Genomic DNA, 21,390 nt, shown 5'->3' with positions numbered 1-21,390 from the left:
TGAAAAATTTTAATTATAATTTATAAGTTAGATTAACAAAGAAGTTTCTCCCAGGATTTGGTATTTTGTTCCAATCTGCATAGGTTGAGTAATGGGTGTCAAATATGTTTTCTATACCCACACCGATATTCAAGGATTGTTCCTTTATTAAAAAGTCGTAGTTTGCATTCCAATCTAAAATAGCATAGGAAGGTGTGCGCACTTCACCATAAGCTTTTGCAGCATTATTTTTAACTGCATTTCCCTTTAAACTTAACTGTGTTTTAAATACACTGTACTTGTAGTCAATTGTTGTACTATAAGCCAAAGGTGCAATAAAAGGCAATGTGTTTTTATCGCTATCTTCTCCAAAGCTATAAGTAAGGCCTCCTGACACTTTCCAATTCGCATCAAGGTTGTAAGTAAAGTTCCAAGCTAATGTTCCCTGTATAGCATGATCTATATTGGCGTATTTCTTCAAACCTAAGCCACCAATAGTCATTGCATTATAGATCGGATCAATAACACCAATAATGTAATTATCTAAGTAGAATACAGAACCTGACAATTTAGTAGAAAAGGCAGGTGAGGCATATTTAACAAAGAAATTACCTTCATAGGAAGATTCATTTTTTAGATTAGGGTTACCAATATAGTCATAGCGATCTCCACTATTGAACAGATAGTATCCATATCCCTCAGATACCGAAGGGGCTCTATTGCCATAACCTGTTCCTATGCCGAATAACCAACTATCGTAAAAGTATTCGTAATTGGCAGCTATATTTCCTACTGTTCGAGTTTTATTTTGTTTGAAAGTATCGTCATTTAAAAAGATACTCAGTTGGTTAATACCCTTTTCACTTACGTGATTAAAGTTGATTCCTAAAGTACCAGATAGCAATACGCTATTTTTGTCATCTATCTGCCAGTGGTCTTTGATCGTTAATCCTCCGTAATTAGTCTTGATGTTAGGCCAAGTATAAGCAAACATATTTGCTGAACCTGGATTATTGGGAATCATCGTCATTTCTGCCAAGGACTTGTTGTAATAAGTATTGGCATTTACACTGATATGATGACTATCTTTTAAGGTAGTTGACAAAGTTGTATAGGCTCCATAAGTATCTGTCGATCCTGGCATATCCATACGCATTTGTACATTTGGTCGATTTGTATCATCCATACGATGTGTGATGGTATTGTAATACAATTTCGTCTCCCATTTGTCAACCCAAGACCCTGTTGGCTTATAAGTGTGTTTCACAGAAGTAATAATCGCCTCTGCTAAGCCAACATCCATAGGCAAAGCAGGATACCCTACATCAGTTGCTTTATCGTAGATAATTGCAGCTTCTAAGCTATGGGAGTTATTAATAGCATAACCGATGATTCCAGATGCGTTTAATTTTCTGAATTGTGAATACAATATCTCCTTGTTACCACCAGCTTTGTAGTTGTCTGCATCTCTGTACATGATTGAACCACTTACATAGAATTTCTTAGCTGTATAATCAAAGTTACCACCGACAATTTTCTGTTTATTGATAGACTCAAAACCTGTTTGAACTTGAGCTGTAAGTTTATCCTCCTCTGTAAACGATAGCTTTCGCGTACGCAAGTCTATACTTCCTCCTAATGTAGCTCCAAACATGGAGCCCTGTGAGCCAGAAGTAATGTCCATTCCATCGAGGTTGTTTACTTCTACATAAGAGGTGATAGGGTCCATTTTATCCGTACAGGCATGAAAAATCTGCATTCCGTCAATTGTCTGCCTTGTTCGTTCAATGGACATATTATTGATCATCGGTTCCCAGGCATAAGCTCCTCTGCGAACAAGTGTTATATTTTCTTGTTTAGCCAAATAGTCATCTACAGATGCTAATGGCTTTTTCTCTGTAAGGTTTTTACTCTGAGATTTGTGAGTAACGATTACCTCTTCAAGAGCTTTGGCACTCAAGGTGTCTTGCTCTACTGTGTTCTGCGCTGAAAGTAATGATGGCAGCGTAAGAAGTAAACTTGCTATTAAGTGGTTTTTTGATATCATGTCAACTGATCTAATAAGAAGTGGTTATGCTAAGCGATAGGTTCTACTGTAGTTTGAGCATGGTCAATTAGAATACAAGATCAAAGAACTTGTCTCCATTTACCGTCTCTTTACCATCAGCATCCAATCCAACAGGTTGTCCAGCTAATATATTACCAGCTTGATCTTTGATCACTAAGTTCAAGAACCAATACCCCGTCATACTCAATGGTAATTTCCCTTCATATTGTTTAGTCGTTGAATTGTAATTTAGTTTGATCACGCCATCAAGTACACCGTGATTTGCCATATCAGGCATTCTCGGGTCAATTGACACTTGTAATTCTCCAACTTCCGGAAATCTCATGCCGTTATCTTCTCTTTTGTAGATCGATACTGCAATATTGTTTTTACCAACAATGAATTTGCTTACGTGATGTAAAGCAGCAAAGTGTTTTTCACTATCTATATTGAATGTTTCCAGCGTTTTTCTATCACTTCCCTTGATTGAATTTATATCATTTCTATCGAAGAATTGTCCGTTGCGAACAGTTGTTGGCAACTTAGTTTCTATGTTCTTATCTTTATTTTTAGCTTTGATTTCAATTTCCCAGAAGTTTTTCTCTATATCCATTCCTGCCATTGAGAACATAATCTCTCCTTCAAATTTATTACTTGATCCCGCAATAGGTTTTAATTGAGAGATAGGTGCAGAGTGAGACTTTTTATGACCATTAGGCATAGTCATGTGCATCATAATATTCATCGATACATCAGTGAATACTTTGTTGTTTGCATCAGTAGCATCTGTGATTTCTACAATAATAGGTGTTGTAGAAGGAGCATAGAACTCATTGACATTACTATAAATAGCAATGTTATAGTGGTCATTTTTTTGTTCTAATACCTTTATTGTTAGATCTGTTTTAGTAGGATTTGTTGTGTCGTCATTACTTATACTGTTGTCATCAGAAGTACAAGAAGTAGCTAAACCAAGAGCGAACACAGTTAATGCGAAGTATATGAATTTTTTCATTTTGCTTAATTTTTAATTTTATAAAATAGAATTTATATAGCCACTTACCACGTAAAGCAAAAGGCTTTACCCAGTAGAAAACTAAATTGGATAAAATAAAAAATTAAGCGAGGGGTGGTTTTATAGAGTCAGCAGAAGTCAAATAGGCATATAGACTATTGTAACTATCGACAACTTTGGTATCAATCTTTGATTGTTGAACAAAGGGTAAATCCCATTGTATGATTTGAAAGTATAAAACCTCAAAGTGAAGCTTCAATGCAGTTTTTCCAGCTAAAGGATTGTCCTCTTGAGCTGTTTTGGCTAATTCACTTTTCAGGTGACATGATCCATTACAAGAAAGTTCGGGTCTGTCTTTATTAATACAAAGCTCTTGTATAACATCATAGTTTATCACAAAGTCCAATACAGGAAATATTGGCTTCATGAAGAATAAAACTACTATGATTAATATACATCGTTTCATGTTGCAAATATACACAGGATAGAAGTATTAATTCTATGACTTAAATCACTTTTGTGTCAATAATCAATAAAACTATTTAGATAATCAACTCTGTGTGATGTCTAAATTGGAATCCTTACATTTTAAGTTTCCCAACCTACCTCTATATTTCCTCCATTAACATCAGTAGTTACTGATAGATGTATCTCTCCCATATCGATACCAGTAATATCATAAATGTAATTGATATCGTATTCTTTAGAAAAGTCATTTTGAGCTTGTACTGTTACGAGTATTAATTTCAGATTAGTGATAATTTTATCAACATTTTCAGAAGTGGGTTTGCCTAAGCCTATTTTTTTTAATTGCTCTTCATCAGTATTGTTTATAAAATAATCAATATGCTCTTTAGTCATTCCAGTAGGATGATAATAATCTTTTTTGATTGCTTTTAAGTTTTGTTCGTTTGCCAAAGGAAGTTTATAAACGAAAACAGCCTTGTTAATAATAAATCTTTCATAATCAATATACGTATGAATTGTATCAGTATTTATTATTATTTGCTGAAAGAGCTCTTCTTTGAAATCTTCAAAATCTCGATTGTTTGGGGTACCAATAGGAATTAAGTCAATTCTTGTAGGTGAGGGTTTACGCAGGATAAATATCCCTACCAATGCAGCAAGTATAACAAGGGTAAATGCGATTTTTCCCCTCATAGTAGTATGCTCTTTTGTGGCAGAATAAAAATAATTATTTCCCTTATAAAGGGCTGATTATTAGTTTCTTTTGGTTGTTGGTGACTATGTGTTTAAGTCTGTTTATCCTTTTGGTAGGAGGATTAGCTTTACACTCAATGGCGTTAACAGAGTGAAGGGATAATCCTCAAAGTGGGATAGTCTATGCAATCAAGCAACAGACTACTGGCAATTTTACGTTTCTAATGTATATGTATGGAGAAGGAAATAATGGGGGATCTTGTGTTTTTCGCTATGAGAATTACATAGAGATAAAGGTCGGCGTGAACTAATTTTTCGCTGTTAGCGTAAAGGTTCTTAGAAAAGTAAGAAGTGGCAAACATGGCATTGTGTCTTAAGTAGAGTGATTTAGGAAGTTCAGGGAGATACTAAAAAGCTAAAAGTGCTTTTATAGGATTAAAAACGGCAGTTGAGCATCCTATCAAATGTCTTTTTAGTTCTATTTTGGAGAGGGTGGTCGGCTTGTGGTCGGCATGTGATCGGCTTAAAAGTACCTAAAATAAGCCGACCACTTACCTATCAATAGTCTATCATATGGGCATCAAGTGGCAGATAGTCATAAAGAGATGAAATCCTGAGGTATAAAAAAAGCCAAGATAACAAGCTGTTATCTTGGCTAACTATATTGTAAGGTAAGGTCTGTTATAGATTCAATTCCCCGCTATCACTCATCCCTAATGGAGCAGCAGTGCGCTCTATCCACTCTGGATTCTGAAGGCAAGATATGACATCCATTTTTAGTTTTGTCAGGAATCCTTCTCTTGCTTTTGATGCAATTTGATCTTCTATATTCGATGAGTTTTCTTTAAAGAAATCCACTGTTTCTTCTGCAATATGCAATAAGGTAACCTGTGTTTGACCTCCTACTTGATAAGTGTCCAATACCTTATAGTAAGCACCTGATTGTATCATTACCAATCCGTATTCTTCCATCTGAGGTACCAGTGCTGCTACATCTTTGGCATGTGCAGAAGCGATGAGGTAACGCATATTAGTCGCAAGTCCCCCTCCTTTATAAGTTGCGTCTGTGAAACCGCGTTCTTGTATAATCTGACCAATTTGATACTTATTGATGAGGTTTTGACTTAGCTCACAGTCGCGATAGAAAAGGGATAACCCTGCAAAAGTCATATTGAATATTTCTTCTATTTGTTGTTTGTCCATATACGGATTGATTGTATTCTTTGTAATTAAAGAAGGTAAAGGTAAGCGTTTTTTTTACGCTTAGTCTGTTTCTTCTTCTCTAAAATACAGATCATTCATCTTCATTACTCGTTTCATAATTTTCTTTTGAAGCAATTTGGGAGTAAGTACTTTTACACTTTCCCCAAATCCGAGTATTTCTCTTTCCAGTTCGAAATTAAGCACGACATCTAAGCGTATCTTCATCCCTTCCTGATTTTCTTCGATGACTTGTTGCGATGGATGAATCGGTTTGGTTTTGACATAAGGTGTATTATAAGCGTTTACCCATAGGATGACTTTCTGAGCTCTATCACTTTCTGTCTTGGTTACCCCAAGCGTATCTTCGTAATATCTATCGAAGTCCACCCCTTCATATTCTTTATACGGTTCATTTGCTAAGGCATACACATTGAGGATACGGTCAAGTGCTAAGGTTAACAAATGCTTATTTGTACTACTGCGTACAACGACAAACCACCGGTTGCGGTACTCTTTTAATAAATAAGGATAGTATATATTCTTTGTAGCTTCTTTTGACTTGAAGGATTTGTATTCGATCAATAGGGTTTGTTTGTTCTTAATCGCCTCGTAGAGGGGGCTGATAAACTTGATTCCCTTTAATAGAGGGTTGCCTTCCATTTGTATATAGTTAGGCGCTTTCGTACTACGGGTAAGTAGGCTGTTATCCAACTTCGCAATGACTTCACTCATCTCATCTACTTGACTGAATCCGTTGAGGTGTTTGAGTATAGCGACTACCTCTTTGAGCTTTTCGGTATCAGCATCGTTGATAGGAGAGTTTTTGATACTGTAATTCGGATCTTCGTAAGTATAGTATTTTCTGTCAACTACGATGATGGGGGCATTGTAGCCTAAACCTTCACTGCGCATGGCTTGTATGTCAAGTTGTATGGTACGCTTACTGATACCTGTGTCTATGCCTTCGTATTCGTATAGGGCATCAGATACTTTCTCAATGAGGTCGTTCAACGTCCATTTTCTGAATCTGTTCTGTAGACATTCATCAATAATTCGGTAGCGCAGAAGGGCTAATTTATTCGTTGCCATTACTTTTTAGCGTTTTATTCACTTCAAATATACATATTCTTCTCTTTATGTACGCAGTGTAGTTGCGTAGTAGTGTTTTTTGTAAAATATTTTTATTTATAATTGATTGATATATAGTGTTTAATAAAGTATTTTGTAATTATTTATATCTACGCAATTTGATTGCGTAGATAGGTGTGCATCTTTGTACTGTTCGAAAGATACAAACCTTGGAAGCGTTTCGGTATAGCGCAGAAGTAAGGGACAGTAGTTTACCTTATCCTGTTTGTGATCAGAAGGACGACTAATATGGGATTAGTAAACAATGTTCAAGTCGTAGGTTCGAATCCTACTGTTACCTCAGGGTAATATAGATCAGTTGGTAGATCAGAACAATTGCCTGTCACGCAATTTTGGAGAAGCAGAGGAACTTCATTAAAAATCCTCTCCTATAAAAAGGTTCAGTCAAATAGTGTTTCTGTCTTTTTTCTTGCAGTCTTAGACTAAGAGAATAAAAGACAACTTATCAAAGCCTGTAAAAACAAGCTATACTCTGAAAGAGGAATAGGGGATGATATAGAGTGAATGACTTGCTCAGTGAGTTGTTCTGGGCTATACACAAGCTATTCTATTTCTAAGTGTACTTCTTTTTCCGCCTGAGGTAAGGGAGACCTATTTAGACTGTTCTTTATGATAAAGACATAAAACATTAAAAATATAGAATCATGAAAAAGTTACAAGTAAAAACAAATCACGTTGCCTTAGTGTTTAAACAAGGAGAGTTGCAAAAAGTATATACTGCAGGTCAGTATTGGTTGTGGGGAGAGAGAGAAGTATTAGAATACAATATGGCTGAGGCATTCGGTATGCGTAGAGATATGGATGCCTTGTTGCAAAATGCAGAGTTAAATGCGATGCTTGAAGTAATCGATGTGATGGACAATGAGGTAGTGTTGGTTTATAGAAACAAGGTGTTTAATAATGTATTAGGAGCTGGAAGACATATCTATTGGAAGGCTGCGAAGGAATACTCTTTTGAGCGATATAATACAGAAGGGTTAGCAGTAGATAAGTCAATAGCAAGAAATATCACTGGTAAGTCTAATATGCCAAGCTATGTGCGTATGTACACAGTTGGGGTGAATGAGAAAGGATTGTTATTCGTAGATGGACAGTTTCAAGAAATCTTGAATGCAGGTGAGTACAGATATTGGAAAAACGATATCAAGGTACAAATCACTTTAGTTGATATACGTCAGCAAGTGATGGATATGAATGGACAGGAGATCTTGACAAAAGATAAAGTGCAGTTGCGTATCAACTTTAACTTGGTGTACCAAGTACAAGACTTATTGAAAGCTTATGTGGATAACAAAGAGGTAGAGAAACAGATGTACAATGTAGTTCAGTTAGTGTTGAGAGAGAAAGTAGGTAGAATGTCTTTTGACGAGTTGATGGAAAACAAGGAAAACTTGTCTACGGAGATCTTATCAGGAATAAAAGATGAGATTGCTACTTTAGGTATTGAGGTAAAAATGTGTGGTATCAAGGATATCATCTTGCCAGGAGATATCAGAGAGATCATGAATCAGGTGTTGATCGCGGAGAAAAAAGCGCAAGCCAATATGATCACACGTAGAGAGGAAACAGCTGCTACACGTAGCTTGTTAAACACTGCTAAGTTGATGGAAGAAAACGAAATGCTAATGCGATTAAAAGAGATGGAATACATTGAGAAGATCGCTGATAAGGTAGGTGAGATCAGCTTGTCTGGTGGAGGTAATGTATTGAAACAATTGAAAGAGGTGTTTTCGAGGTAGTTTACGGTTTACAGTTTACAGTTTACGGTTTACGGTTTACAGTTTACAGTTTACAGTTTACGGTTTACAGTTTACAGTTTACAGTTTTCCGTTCCCTGTTTTCCGTTCCCTGTTTTCCGTTCCCTGTTTTCTGTTTTCTGTTTTCTGTTTACAGTTCCCCAAAAAGCCACCGCGCCTCCTGGCCCCTTCGCTAAAACTGCCCACTGGGCACTTTCTTAACGCTCGGTCCTCCAGTTCCCTGTTTTCTGTTTTCTGTTTTCCGTTCCCCGAAAAGCCACCTGGGCACTTTCTTAACGCTCGGTCCTCCAGTTCCCCGTTTTCGGTTTTCGGTTTTCGGTTTTCGGTTTTCCGTTCCCCACTAATTTTAAATTGATAAAAAATGAAAGATAATACACCAATTAATGGAAATGATTTAATGGCTTTAGGATACCCACAAACAGAATTGTTGGGTATTGCTCTGAAAGCAAACAAGAAGAGAACAGGTCTAACTAAAGTAGAGATGTTAGCCCATTATAAAATGGTATTAGATAAGGCGGAAGATTATATAAACCACCATGTTTTTGGTAAGTTGGCCAAAGCTATTGTAGAAGGCGTAGGACAACGTGAAGAGGAGGATGTTATTCCACTAAGAGAACATGGCGTAGGGTATAGCATCTATGGTAGCGAACATATAGAAGAAGGAGCTATCAAGCAGATGCAGACAGCAGCGAAGCTTCCTGTAGCAGTGGCGGGTGCTTTGATGCCTGATGCGCATCAAGGCTATGGATTGCCTATCGGAGGAGTATTAGCGACAGAGAATGCTGTCATTCCTTACGGGGTAGGTGTAGATATCGGATGTAGAATGGCCTTGTCAATCTTTGATATTAAGGGAGTGGAGTTCTACGGAATGGAAGGTTTGCTAAAAGAACAATTGGTTAAGCATACTAAGTTTGGAGCAGGTCATGGATTCCAAGGGCAGTATAAAGCACAACACGATATCTTAGATAGAGGAGAGTTTAACCTTAACCCTTTTATTAAGAACTTGCAAGATAAAGCATGGGAACAATTGGGTTCATCGGGTGGAGGTAACCACTTTGTAGAATGGGGATTGATGGAGTTTCTGGAGCGTGATGAGGTGTTGAATATTGATAAGGGAACTTATTTAGCGTTACTAACACATTCTGGTTCACGAGGAATGGGAGCGACTATAGCAGGTAGGTATACGCAGATCGCTAAGGATATCTGTAAGTTGCCTTATGAAGCAAAGAACTTAGCTTACCTTGACTTAAAATCAGAAGCAGGACAAGAGTATTGGGCGATGATGAACTTGGCAGGAGATTACGCTTCGGCCTGTCACGAGGTAATTCACGATAAGTTGACTAAAGCGATAGGTGCTGAGGTGTTAGCTAAGATAGAGAATCACCACAACTTTGCATGGAAAGAGATGTACCAAGGTAGAGAGGTTATTGTACACCGTAAAGGAGCTACTCCTGCGAGTAAAGGAGTGATGGGAATTATCCCAGGCTCTATGACCGCACCAGGATTCTTAGTGAGAGGTAAAGGAGAAGAGGACGCTCTAAACTCTGCTTCGCATGGAGCAGGACGTCAGATGAGTCGAACACAAGCAATCAAGAACCTGAAAGCAGAAGATATTAAGGCAGTATTAGCAGACTGTGGCGTGCAGCTAATCGGAGCGGGTAAAGATGAAGCGCCTATGGCGTATAAAGATATCCACCAAGTGATGGCTGCACAGGGAGAGTTAGTTGATGTCGTCGCGATGTTTACGCCTAAGATTGTGCGTATGGCAGATGATGGAAGTAGAGAGGATTAAGAAGTAAGGTTACAAGCTACAAGAGTAATCATGTGGCTTGTTGATTTATACGTATAAAAAGGACTATTGTGACAGTATCACTATATAAAATTGGAGAAGTCAAAACATATACAGCTCTTGAAATAGGGGAAGTCAAACAATTGAAAGCGTAGGGTATTTAGTTGAAGAATTAGAGTAGTATGGAGGACAAGGCAAAAGAAGTTTACAGCTTCGTTGGGCAAAATTGCTTGTTGTTATAAAGGAAAGATATAGATGTATACTACATTTGGTTTTAATTGTTAGGCTGATAGTTTTATTATGCGTTTTTTAGGTAGAGTATAGGCAGTTTAGAGAATAATGATCTACAATTTGCTGAAAGAGTAAAGTTAGTCGATAATAATTGTCTTTTTTCAATAGAAATAAGTACATTTACTAAGCTGAAAGTAAAGTAATAAGTTCTTGAATATGAAAAAGGCAATAATTAATAGTATTAGTGTGTTTTTTCTTTTTAGTTGCATTAACGTTTTTGCAAGTAATAAATCTAAAATAGCTCCTAACGATTGTAATTATATTTTATCTAAAGTTATTAAGCACAGTAATTTCGAATATACTGATAGCAACTATTTTGTGCGAATAGAGGATATATCTGACGACAGTATAATCATTAAGGCATATGTTCGAGATAATTTGTCAGACGATCCGAAGCATCCTCATATGGTAGAAAGTGCTATAGCTTGGTTTGTTATACAACCGCAGCGAGATGGTATCTATCAGTCTATGGGGGCTTTAAATCCTGATAGTATAGAGTTTAGAAAGCTCAATATCGATAGTAAAATGTTTCAGTCACTGCTAAAGTGTATTGATAAGAAATAAGTAAATAAAAGCCCTTAAGTGGACTGACCCCAAAAAGTTGGACGAAGTTATGCAATCTTTTTAATATAATGAGCTCGGTATTCTACTGGGCTCATTCCATTTAAATTAATGCGTATTCGCTCGTTATTATAATATTTTATATACTGTTTTATCTCCTGAGTTAATTCCAATATGGAGTTGTATTTCTTTAAATAAAACAGTTCTGATTTCAATACTCCAAAGAAATTTTCGATTATAGCATTATCTAGACAATTTCCTTTTCTGGACATGCTTTGTTTAATATTATTATCCATTAACTTATTCTGGTATCTCTGTAATCTATATTGCCAACCCTGATCAGAATGAAGTATGGTTTCTATGTCAGTTGCTTTGTCTTTTTTTCTTCTTTTAAATGCTTTATTGAGCATATCAAGAATCTGCTGGTAGTTTGGAGAAGTGGATAAATTATAACTAATTATCTCTCCATTAAACAAATCTATTATTGGAGATAGGTATAATTTACTTCCTTTAACATTAAACTCTGTTACATCTGTAGCCCATTTTTGATGAGGCTTAGTTGCATTAAAATCTCGATTTAGTACGTTTTCTGTTGCTTTACCTATATCTCCTTTAAAAGACTTGTATTTCTTTGCTCTAATCACACTTTTATGACCTAGTTCTTTCATTAGTTTTGCGACAGTTTTGAAATTTACAGGTATTTTGAGTTCTCTTCGAAGCATTAATGTGACTCTTCTGTACCCATATAATCCTCTATACTTAGTAAAAATACGAGTTACATGTTTACCTAATTCAGCATGTTTATCCAAAAAAGTTATACTCTTCGTATGGTAATAATAACTACTACGAGCTAGCCCTGCTAAGTGTAGTAAATATTCTAGTTTATGTATGCGCCTTAGCTCCGTAATTATTACGGCTTCTTCTTTTTGGCTTGCTTGCTCTGAGCTAAGGCTTCTAACTTTTTTAGATAATCATTCTCTGCCCGCAAGTATGCTAGTTCTATTTTTAGCTTCTCTACTTCGCTCATCGATGCTTTTATCCCTGGAATATTTCTTTTCTTAGTCATCTTGATGTTTGTTTTGTTTTTCCTAAAATGTGCACCTCGATTATCTTCCAAGCCTTTAAATCCATTATTCTGGAATTTTTTAATCCACTGTAATAACACAGAAGAACTAGAGATTCTATACTTAACGCAGGTGTTAATCAAAGATAATCCACTTTTTTGATAGTCTTGTATAATGCTAACTTTTTCCTTTATCGTAAAGTTACTTTGGGAAATTCCCAGTAAGCCTTGTTTGCCATAAGCTTCATAAAGTTTAATCCAAAACCTCAGATTCGAAGGCATAATGCTTTCCTCTTTTGCAAGTCCTGTTAAACTATGTTTCCCTTCTAGAATTATAGTTACTAAACGTAACTTAAATTCATAATTGTATTTCTGTTTTCTACTCATAAAAAATGCCCCAAAATGTGTCTAACTTTTTGGGGCATGTCTAAAGAAGGGCTTTTACTATTTAGATACCTATCTGTCTTTGCTATCGCTTGTGATTGAATAGGCAGCACACTTTTTTGTCACAGTCAATATTAATATTTGCAATTTAAGTTTGCTGGTTATTATTTAATATCGTAATATTGCGATGATATATTATGAAATTATGGGAATTACGAAGAGTGAGTTGTTTAGTGAGAAGAAGAATAGGCTTGCAGCCATGTTTAAGGTTTTAGCACATCCTGCTCGATTGGCAATATTACAGTATATTATTAATCAGAAAGCGTGTATTTGCAATGATTTAGTAGACGAATTGGGCTTAGCGCAATCTACAATTTCACAGCATTTGAAAGAACTGAAAGCAAGTGGTATAATTAAGGGAAATATAGAGGGGAAATCAGTATGCTACTGTATTGATGAAACTGTGTGGGAAGAGTTTTCATCTTCATTTGAAGATTTTTTCAAACAAGATATTTTGAGTGATAAATGCTGTTAAGGCATTTTTTTAAGGTAACGTATCGTAATATTACGATTTAATGTAAATAAAATAAGTTATATGAAATTATCAGAAGTAAAAAAAGCGTTAGTGACGTTAGAGAAGGTAGATTTTCAATTTGAAGATGGCGCATTTGTACCAGCTCATTTTCACGTGACAGAAGTTGGACAAGTAGAAAAGAGATTTATTGACTGTGGAGGAGTAATTAGAAATGAGAAGAAAGTAATTTTTCAGTTGTGGAATGCAAACGATTTCGAACACCGATTGAAAGCAAATAAGCTATTGGATATTATTAAGCTATCAGAAGATCGACTGAAGATTGAAGACGCAGAGATTGAAGTAGAGTTTCAAGGGAAGCACACGATTGGGAAATATTATTTAAGTTTTAATGGAAGTCACTTTGTTCTTTTAAATACACTGACAGCGTGTTTGGCAGAAGACTCATGTGGTATTAAGCCAGAGCATTTGCCTCAAAAGAACAATACCTCATCATGTTGTTCATCAACGTCAGAATGTTGTTAAAACTATATCGGTTATGAAAACAAAGATGAAGTTTTTGGACAAGTATCTAACAGTTTGGATATTTATAGCAATGGCTTTGGGACTGTTCTTGGGAAATCAATTTCCTAATATCGGTTCGACGATGGAGAAACTCTCCTATGGTACTACCAATATTCCCTTGGCTATTGGATTGTTAATCATGATGTATCCACCCTTGGCAAAAGTGGATTACAAACTACTTCCAAAAGCACTTAGAGATAAAAAAGTGTTGAGTCTATCGTTGATTCTTAATTGGTTAGTTGGGCCTGTATTAATGTTTATTTTAGCTATAGTATTCCTGCGAGATCAGCCAGAGTATATGGTAGGTGTTATCTTAATCGGGTTAGCAAGGTGTATTGCTATGGTAATTGTATGGAATGACTTGGCGAAAGGCAATAGAGAATACGCTGCATTGCTAATAGCTTTAAATAGCGTCTTTCAGATTTTGTTTTACAGTGTATTCGTTTGGTTGTTTATCAACGTTGTTCCCAACTCGCTTGGACTTGGAGAGTTTACTGTGAATATTGAAATGGGAACAGTTGTACAAAGCGTATTAATCTATTTGGGTATTCCCTTCTTATTGGGATTCTTGAGCTATCGCCTATTGCCTACTTTATTCTCTGAGAAGTGGTATAAGCAGAAGTTTATTCCTTTTATTTCCCCTTTTACCTTATATGCGTTATTGTTCACAATAGTTGTTATGTTTAGCTTAAAAGCAGAACAGATCATTGAACTACCTCAACAGGTTATACAGGTTGCTATACCCTTGGTTATCTATTTTGGTTTGATGTTCTTTATTAGTTTTTTTATCAATAAGCGAATGGGTATTTCGTACGACAAGAATGCAGCAATCTCTTTTACTGCTTCTGGCAATAATTTTGAATTAGCAATTGCTGTTGCGATAGCTGTGTTTGGAGTTAATTCACCACAAGCTTTTGTTGGAGTTATTGGGCCTTTGGTGGAGGTGCCAGTCTTGATTGGTTTGGTTAGAGTAAGTTTATGGTTGAAAAAGAAGTATTATTAAATAAGGAATTACTTTATCAAATAAAAACTGCACTGTACTTTTGAATTAAAAGATATAGTGCAGTTTTTATTTGACTACCTGTAGATAATCAAGTATTTATACTGTGGAGTTGTTTCTCAACTACGATTGTGCCCAATAGAATTCGCAGTTGTCAAAATTACGATTCTGTAAATCCTCTTTTGAGATTAATACACTGAACACCCCATCGTCATTAAAGTTGTTTTCTCCTATCTGCCACAGTACTACTTTATCAGAATGAATAAACTCTTCTACCTCTTCCTTACCTAATTGGCAATGCGTGAATATACCGAATATTTTTGAGAGATAGGTTCCTCCGAAATAATCCCAGTACATTCCATCCTCATCTACATCGTCTTCTTCATATTCATCCTCAGGTTCTCTATATCGGTCAGAGAAAGGTTCTGTATCAGCACTGATTTCATTGATAAGAACGCCATAGAAGAAATTGTCTTCGTGCTCTACAATATGTCTTACCAATTTATGGTTTGGAATATCAGTATAGATAACTTTACCAGTATCGGTCATAATGTCTGCGAAGAAGATGAGTTGCCCTGTTTTGGGTAATAATCCTGTTTTATCATGTGGAGAGCATGCCGTTAAATCTATTTGGCCTGCATAGTATAATCCTTGTGGATGATCTACTTCAGGAGGTAAGTCTATTACTGGTCCACCATAGCGAGATTGTCCTAAAGGAATATCTATCTCTGTGTGTAATACATCAGATTCTTTCATCCAACTTTGTCTTCCTAAAGAAGCTGGGACATACTGACGTTTATCAGCAGAAAATTTTATAATATCAAATGTTTTATCATACATTGGATTCGTTTTAAAGTTGTATAAATGTACATACAAATCACCTAATAAAAATAGCTGTATAAATAATGACTACATATGATCATAATCGTAAAATAAGTATCAATAAAACGCATCTATTCTTTCATTGGATATTGTTTGTTCTAATTTCCTTTGTACAGATAGTTGTTTCTATGTATACTTTGAGTGATAGACCATCGGGTGATATTACTTTTAACTTTTATCAAGATGTCTTAGTCGGAGCGTTAATTGTTAGTGTGTTTTATAGTTTACTTCTATTAGTTGTTTTGCGTATCCAATCTTTTGGTATACAAGTAGTCATTCACAGTCTCATAGTTATAGTACTTTGGTTCTATGAGGACTTATAGGTCTTTGGGGATAGAGAAGCTGGATGGAGTACCTATAGTCTTAAAGTGTCAATAGTACATACCCTACAGTTATCGGTAATTCCCATCGTTATTAGCCTGCTTGTTTACCTTCCGATTTTATACTGTCTGAGAAGGAAAGTATAGTCAATCTTTTTCTTGTTAGAATCTTTTGTACACAGTTAGGCATAGATTATAAGTAGAAGAATGCAGTAGTTGTACACAAATAAATCAATCACTGAATAAGATACAACATAGGGTAGAAGCAAAGCGTTCTATGCTTTTGTTTTTAGTATAGAACACTTTGTGTATTGTTTGTATAAACTATTTTTATTGATAAGGGTTTTCTATTACTTCACAATTGTTGAGAAATTCAGTAAATGAGTTAGCAACTTTCACAAAGTAAGCTTTCTTGAACAAATCCTCCATCTTTCTTTTTTCTTCTCCTTCTAAGTTGTTGTATATTTCAGGAGTTAGTTTATGGGTGTCGATGATTACTTGTGCAGCCTTATCATAGTAATCTCCGTGGAACTTTGCAGGATGTGTTGCATTGTTGTACGAGTAGTATACAGCACCGTACTCTTCTTCTTCAAGTGAGATAGCTAATAGGTCTCCTGAAGCTTCATGACTTGTCATACCAATTGACATCATGAGGGTAGGTAAGACGTCAAAGTCTTCTCTCGAATAGGCATTCGATGCCTCTAAAGTGTACAAATCTTCATTGGTTACCTCATCGATATTCATTTCATCAGGTAGCCATACTGCGAAGAAGCAATAGATATTTGGTCTCACCTTGGGTTTTCCTTCTGCACGTACCCATTGTAATGGTGTATCGAATACAATATCGTGGCTGTGCCCTTCATCTATTACTCCAGGAGAGACATATCCACCATTGTTTTGCAAGAGAAACGCTTTGTAATCTTCAGGCAAAGGAGGAAAACTAAATTTATCTATTAGGCGCTTTTCGAATGTATTGATTTGCTCTTTACTCAGCGCAGGGAATGAGTCTTTCAGTATTATTTTGTTTCTTATCATAGCGATTAGTATTTATCGTTTAGCATGTGACTATCCTTTGAGATATGACAAATAATAGTCTCTACATTAGTATCGAAAGGTAAATAATAAAAGGGTAATAATGTAATTATAAATTCATAATATGTAATGGCATCTTACATCGTACGAAGATTATCTCATAGTTATTTATGAATACTATTTTTTCTGAAGAGCGATTGTGTTAATTGTTCTTTTGATAGATCAGAAGAGTCGGTTTACGCAGCATAAAAGAAAACCTTTTGCTGTGTGTAATCAGGTGGGGTAGTTAATTAGTATTCCGCAATGAAAGGAGAGAGGTGTAAGATTTTTAAACATTGAACCAAACTCACCTAAAACTGCTATTACTTTGTCTTTGAGTTACCATATCAAATTACTGCAAAATAGCTTTGTCTGTATTTCTCTCAGGTTTATAATGAATACCTTGTCTTTAGGTAGTAAACATATATATGCGATGATGTCTCTTAAGTAGTTAAGAGTCTATATAGGTATAAAAACGTCAATAGAATAGGTACAAATGATAGTATTCTTTCCCAAGTCAATCACCTAAGGGGCTGGGTATATTGAGGTGTATTGTAGCTATCCCTGTGGACAATACACTTTTAAAACAAACAGAGGGGCTGTCTTTTTTTATTGTTAAATTGATATTAATCCTTCAGATGTATGATTAAACTATTTTCTTGTGTAGTATTAGTTTTATCTTATTTCTTATCAGTTTGTTATGTGTTTTAATTAAAGGGAGTGAATATTAATTTATAGTAATAAAATATATTATTTTTTTTATTGAATTTGTATTTTATTATGTTAATTTGTGTTTATTTTTGATTGTAGTTATTTTAGGGATGATATGTTTATTTGGGTGTGGCCAAATGGTGATGTGGAGCTAAAGAAAGTGTATTAGTCTTTTACTTAGAAGAGGAGAGTGTGATCGTAAACGTTGTTTTAAAATATAATACATCACTATGAATGGGGAGAGGAAAAGGGCTTGAAACTTTGACATTGAAATGAGATTATCAATAGTAAAACAGAATATGCTATACAGCAAGAAGAGTTAGAAAAACTTTTAATAACAAATATATGAATGTAAAGTACTATTTATTAGCTGGCGTGTTGTGTTCTATTGGAGCCACTGCTCAAGTCAATGTAGAGTTAAAGCACAACATTGAACAAGTGCTATTAGAGCCACTCACAGGAAATGTCATTGTAGAAGACAAGGAAAATATTTCCAGTATCAATGGAGAGACACATCAGATCGATTGGTCTTTTGCCAAAAAAGATTATTCAAGTACAACTGCAATGCAGGGAGCTGCTTCAACTTTAAATAAGTTAGAGAATAACGATTTCTTAGGAGCTTTTCAGAAAGATGAAGAAGTGGTTTTAATTCCAAATTCTCCTTATGCGTCCGTTCGTTTGGAACACAATGACTTAATTATCAATTCTACGACAGGAGAAGTTGTGTTTAACTCTGCAGAAATGCAGTATAGGATTCTACAGACGTACTACTTACTTGGAGAGAATACATTATTAATCTTAGGAACACAAGGTGAAAGTATTGATTTCTTGAGCTATGATATCGCTGGTAAGCAAGTATTATGGACTAATAAATTAGGTACATTAGATAGTTTAAGTAAGTCTTTGGGGAGTTTGTTTAAGGCATTTATAGGAAAAGGGGCTCCTATTACAGAAGATAAAATATTGACTACTTCAGACGAAATCTTTGTGACTGTAAAAGGTGTACTATACAATATTAATAAGCAGTCTGGAGTTGTCAACTGGAATACTGCCTATATTATTACAAATTTCTTCTTGAATCAAAATAGAGATAAGGCTATCATCATCACTGATGAATCTTCCTTCTTCTCTTATAAGTATGCACTAAACGTATTGACTCTTGGAGATGGAGAAAAACTATGGAAGAAGGATATTGTAACTAAACGCATTAGCTATTTAGAAGATCACAAAGATAAGCTGTTGGTAGCACATACATCTGGGTTTAACTTCTACAGCTATGAGTCTGGTCAGAAGATATGGAAGAAAGATGCTAAAGGGAAGAATATAAAACAAGTAATTCCTGTGGATAACGATTATCTATACATTGCTGATAATGAAATGAATTTAGTCGATGGAGATGGACAAAACAAATGGAAGAAATTCGTAGAGATTGCGGATGATGAAAAAGACGAGGTGTATTATTTAGGAAAAGCGGGTGATGACCGTGTATTCTATTTAACAGATACATATGGAAATATGGTAGATTATACTTCTGGCAAGAAAATATGGAAAAAGAATGTGAAGTTCGATAAGAAAAGACCATTAGTATATTCGGTTATGGATGACAAATTTGTTGTGTATAATAATAAAAGAATCTACACGTTTAATAATTCGAGTAAAGAAGATCCTAAACCGAAAGGTAAAGTAGAAGTGAAGAATGATAAGACAATCAAGAGCATTGAGACATTTGATTGGGGAATTTGTATCGTAGGTGAGAATGATGTGATTGGATTAGACTTGGAGGGAAATGAATTGTATCACAATGTATATAAGGAACCAGGTGAGGCAGAAAGACGTCTAATGAAATCTGCGGGTATTGTTGGTGGCGCTTTTTTAGGAGCATCTCAATCGGCAAATAATGCTGCTGCTAATGCAACTGTGACAATGACTTACCGAGACACTAATGGACAACTTCGCTCTGAAACTAATACCTTGCTAACAGATGCAGCACAAAAACGTGCAAATAAGAAAGCAGACGCTTATGGAGAGGTTGCAGATGCATTGGATAAGAACCTAACTTCTAAGGTACGCTCGCGCTTCAATGCAATGAAACAAAATGATGAATACGCATTCGTTGCAAACCGCGGAGAGAAAGGACCAGAGTTGATAAAAGTGAGAAAAAAAGACGGGCAAGAAGTTGCTAAAGTTTTATTAGATAGCAATAAACCTTTATACGAAGTAGACCCAATTAATGAAAACTTGTATTATGCCAGTGGTAGTACCTTGAAAATCTATTCAAAATAAAAGTAATTTATCAAAATAAAAGAGGCCTTTAGCCTCTTTTTTATTGATAGATCTGTTTAAAACAGGACGATAGATAACTCTTAAGATAATGAGTTGGCGAGTTAGTAAAAAAAAAGAGCACTATTAGAGTGCTCTTTTCGTTTGTGTAAATCACTTACTTTTTATCTGATTGCGTACGATTAATCTGCTGCAACTGTTGATACATATTTAAGAATAACAACATATTCTGTTCCTGCAGGTAATGTGCTGTACATATTATTACTTCCAAAACGGAATTGCACTGAAGTGTCTTTTGTATTTACTACATCAGTTACATTGCTTACAAGAAGTGAGTTTGTTTTATTAAAAATTTGAGCAGATAATAAATAATCTATATTATCTATTAGTATTGGATCAATAATAGTATTGTAATCAATTGCATCGGAAGCTTTAGTTACTTTTCCATTTGCAATTTTCAAAGTGAAGACTTTTTTACCATCTATTACCTCTTTAGTCTCGACAGGTGTACTTGTAATTGTTGTATATTTAGATTCCCACACAGGTTTTTTATCAGCTCCCGTAGTTAATACCATGTTTTCGGCTTTACTTTCTACTAACTTTTCTATTCCAATAGATTCATCTTTAATACTAATCTTTGCATCTGTTAAAAGTACACCAGCTCCTGTTTTACCATCATCTTCACCACCTTCGATAGTAATAATACCATCAGTCGTTAAGTCTGCTCCTGTCGGTTTAATTGTATTTTGAGCAACCCATACAGGTTTTTTATCAGCTCCCGTAGTCAATACCATGTTTTCGGCTTTACTTTCTGCTAACTTTTCTATTCCAATAGATTCATTTTTAATACTAATCTTTGTATCTGCTAAAAGTACACCAGCGCCTGTTTTACCATCGTCTTCACCACCTTCGATAGTAATAATACCATCAGTCGTTAAGTCTGCTCCTGTAGGTTTAATTGTATTTTGAGCAACCCAAGTTACTGTTCCATCATCTGCTGTAGTTAACACTTTACTGTTACCTCCACTTAATATCTTAGACGTATCTACAGCGTTAGCAGCTATATTTTCCTTACTTACTTCTCCTGTTCCAATCATGCTACTTGTTATAGTACCAGCATTGATACTTAAAGAGATATTTTTTAATAAAGCATCTGTACCATCCCCTACATTAATCACACCATCAGTACCTGTTGATAATGTACCTTTATTACTGATATTTGTAATCTCTACAATTGGTTTACCTGGTTTCCAAGTAGTACTTGCATGGTCATATACTAATGCTTGTTTATCATCAGCTTCTACTGGTTTTTCAACTGATACTCCATTAATTTTGACAACTGTATTATCTCCAGCAGCTCCTGTTACATCACCGTCTAAGTTAATTTCTGAAGAGTTAGCTGATATTTCGTAATTTACGTTAGTACCTCCTGTGTTAGATGGGATAGTTTTAATCGTAATCCCTGTTCCTTGAGTAAGTTCAACTCCTGTAGCAGTAGAAGTAACTAAACTTTTAATATGGTTGGTAAACGATGTGTCATCTATAAGCTTTTGTGAAATAGCTAATTCATGTTCAACTTTTTTTTCGTCAGTATATGTTAGCTTAACATCAGCACCATCAGAGATTATTAA

At 35.3% G+C, this 21,390-nt stretch carries 20 protein-coding genes; 9 read left to right on the top strand and 11 right to left on the bottom strand.

Going from position 1 to position 21,390, the window contains the following annotated elements:
- Positions 1–13: 13 nt before the first annotated feature.
- The 6 genes from NWE55_RS04365 to NWE55_RS04340 form a co-directional block, all read right to left on the bottom strand.
- Complete coding sequence (locus NWE55_RS04365) at positions 14–2,026, bottom strand: TonB-dependent receptor (RefSeq protein ID WP_155091049.1); 2,013 nt, start codon at positions 2,024–2,026, stop codon at positions 14–16.
- 67 nt (positions 2,027–2,093) lie between these two features.
- Positions 2,094–3,041 (bottom strand): hypothetical protein, encoded by a 948-nt coding sequence (locus NWE55_RS04360; RefSeq protein ID WP_258204637.1) that lies wholly within the window; start codon positions 3,039–3,041, stop codon positions 2,094–2,096.
- Between the two features lie 103 nt (positions 3,042–3,144).
- On the bottom strand, positions 3,145–3,468 hold the full coding sequence (locus tag NWE55_RS04355; protein WP_155091051.1) for a hypothetical protein: 324 nt from the start codon (positions 3,466–3,468) through the stop codon (positions 3,145–3,147).
- A 161-nt stretch (positions 3,469–3,629) separates the two neighbouring features.
- Positions 3,630–4,202 (bottom strand): hypothetical protein, encoded by a 573-nt coding sequence (locus NWE55_RS04350; RefSeq protein WP_155091053.1) that lies wholly within the window; start codon positions 4,200–4,202, stop codon positions 3,630–3,632.
- 681 nt (positions 4,203–4,883) lie between these two features.
- A complete protein-coding gene (locus tag NWE55_RS04345; protein ID WP_155091054.1) occupies positions 4,884–5,405 on the bottom strand; it encodes a hypothetical protein in 522 nt (173 codons plus the stop codon).
- Positions 5,406–5,465: 60 nt separating this feature from the next.
- Positions 5,466–6,494, bottom strand: coding sequence for a helix-turn-helix transcriptional regulator (locus tag NWE55_RS04340; RefSeq protein ID WP_155091056.1), 1,029 nt, complete (start codon positions 6,492–6,494; stop codon positions 5,466–5,468).
- Positions 6,495–7,198: 704 nt separating this feature from the next.
- Between NWE55_RS04340 and NWE55_RS04335 the strand changes: the two genes are divergently transcribed.
- The 3 genes from NWE55_RS04335 to NWE55_RS04325 all read left to right on the top strand — a co-directional run bounded on the left by NWE55_RS04335 (position 7,199) and on the right by NWE55_RS04325 (position 10,955).
- Complete coding sequence (locus tag NWE55_RS04335; RefSeq protein ID WP_155091058.1) at positions 7,199–8,293, top strand: slipin family protein; 1,095 nt, start codon at positions 7,199–7,201, stop codon at positions 8,291–8,293.
- Positions 8,294–8,672: 379 nt separating this feature from the next.
- The gene (locus tag NWE55_RS04330; protein ID WP_155091059.1) at positions 8,673–10,103 is read left to right on the top strand and encodes an RtcB family protein; all 1,431 of its coding nucleotides are present in this window, start codon (positions 8,673–8,675) and stop codon (positions 10,101–10,103) included.
- 444 nt (positions 10,104–10,547) lie between these two features.
- Positions 10,548–10,955, top strand: coding sequence for a hypothetical protein (locus tag NWE55_RS04325; protein WP_230381488.1), 408 nt, complete (start codon positions 10,548–10,550; stop codon positions 10,953–10,955).
- Positions 10,956–11,002: 47 nt separating this feature from the next.
- On the opposite strand, the gene NWE55_RS04320 is transcribed toward NWE55_RS04325, so the two are convergent.
- Both NWE55_RS04320 and NWE55_RS04315 read right to left on the bottom strand, forming a co-directional pair.
- Positions 11,003–11,860, bottom strand: a complete 858-nt coding sequence (locus NWE55_RS04320) for an IS3 family transposase (RefSeq protein ID WP_258204719.1) — start codon at positions 11,858–11,860, stop codon at positions 11,003–11,005.
- Positions 11,861–11,862: 2 nt separating this feature from the next.
- Positions 11,863–12,402: a helix-turn-helix domain-containing protein gene (locus NWE55_RS04315; protein ID WP_155091062.1), complete on the bottom strand. Its 540-nt coding sequence runs from the start codon at positions 12,400–12,402 to the stop codon at positions 11,863–11,865.
- Between the two features lie 202 nt (positions 12,403–12,604).
- On the opposite strand from NWE55_RS04315, the gene NWE55_RS04310 reads away from it, so the two are divergent.
- The 3 genes from NWE55_RS04310 to arsB are packed head-to-tail and all read left to right on the top strand — an operon-like array spanning position 12,605 to position 14,498.
- Positions 12,605–12,934 (top strand): ArsR/SmtB family transcription factor, encoded by a 330-nt coding sequence (locus NWE55_RS04310; RefSeq protein WP_155093457.1) that lies wholly within the window; start codon positions 12,605–12,607, stop codon positions 12,932–12,934.
- Positions 12,935–12,994: 60 nt separating this feature from the next.
- Positions 12,995–13,456 (top strand): DUF6428 family protein, encoded by a 462-nt coding sequence (locus NWE55_RS04305; protein WP_155093454.1) that lies wholly within the window; start codon positions 12,995–12,997, stop codon positions 13,454–13,456.
- Between the two features lie 13 nt (positions 13,457–13,469).
- Positions 13,470–14,498, top strand: a complete 1,029-nt coding sequence (gene arsB, locus NWE55_RS04300; RefSeq protein ID WP_258204636.1) for an ACR3 family arsenite efflux transporter — start codon at positions 13,470–13,472, stop codon at positions 14,496–14,498.
- Between the two features lie 120 nt (positions 14,499–14,618).
- On the opposite strand, the gene NWE55_RS04295 is transcribed toward arsB, so the two are convergent.
- Complete coding sequence (locus NWE55_RS04295) at positions 14,619–15,335, bottom strand: DUF1963 domain-containing protein (protein ID WP_258204635.1); 717 nt, start codon at positions 15,333–15,335, stop codon at positions 14,619–14,621.
- Between the two features lie 65 nt (positions 15,336–15,400).
- On the opposite strand from NWE55_RS04295, the gene NWE55_RS04290 reads away from it, so the two are divergent.
- Positions 15,401–15,700 (top strand): hypothetical protein, encoded by a 300-nt coding sequence (locus NWE55_RS04290; protein WP_258204634.1) that lies wholly within the window; start codon positions 15,401–15,403, stop codon positions 15,698–15,700.
- A gap of 327 nt (positions 15,701–16,027) precedes the next feature.
- On the opposite strand, the gene NWE55_RS04285 is transcribed toward NWE55_RS04290, so the two are convergent.
- Positions 16,028–16,732: an SMI1/KNR4 family protein gene (locus NWE55_RS04285; protein WP_160338960.1), complete on the bottom strand. Its 705-nt coding sequence runs from the start codon at positions 16,730–16,732 to the stop codon at positions 16,028–16,030.
- Between the two features lie 1,092 nt (positions 16,733–17,824).
- Between NWE55_RS04285 and NWE55_RS04280 the strand changes: the two genes are divergently transcribed.
- A complete protein-coding gene (locus NWE55_RS04280) occupies positions 17,825–19,762 on the top strand; it encodes an outer membrane protein assembly factor BamB family protein (RefSeq protein WP_155093428.1) in 1,938 nt (645 codons plus the stop codon).
- Between the two features lie 179 nt (positions 19,763–19,941).
- Here the strand turns inward: NWE55_RS04280 and NWE55_RS04275 are convergent, their stop codons facing one another.
- Positions 19,942–20,856, bottom strand: a complete 915-nt coding sequence (locus NWE55_RS04275; protein ID WP_258204633.1) for a hypothetical protein — start codon at positions 20,854–20,856, stop codon at positions 19,942–19,944.
- On the opposite strand from NWE55_RS04275, the gene NWE55_RS04270 reads away from it, so the two are divergent.
- Complete coding sequence (locus NWE55_RS04270; RefSeq protein ID WP_258204632.1) at positions 20,855–21,172, top strand: hypothetical protein; 318 nt, start codon at positions 20,855–20,857, stop codon at positions 21,170–21,172. The genes NWE55_RS04275 and NWE55_RS04270 overlap by 2 nt on opposite strands.
- Positions 21,173–21,390: the final 218 nt, after the last annotated feature.

Source organism: Myroides albus (genome assembly GCF_024722315.1).
Classification (GTDB): Bacteria; Bacteroidota; Bacteroidia; order Flavobacteriales; family Flavobacteriaceae; genus Flavobacterium; species Flavobacterium album_A.
Note: the sequence above shows the minus strand (reverse complement) of the source record. Positions and strands in the feature narration are given on the sequence as shown.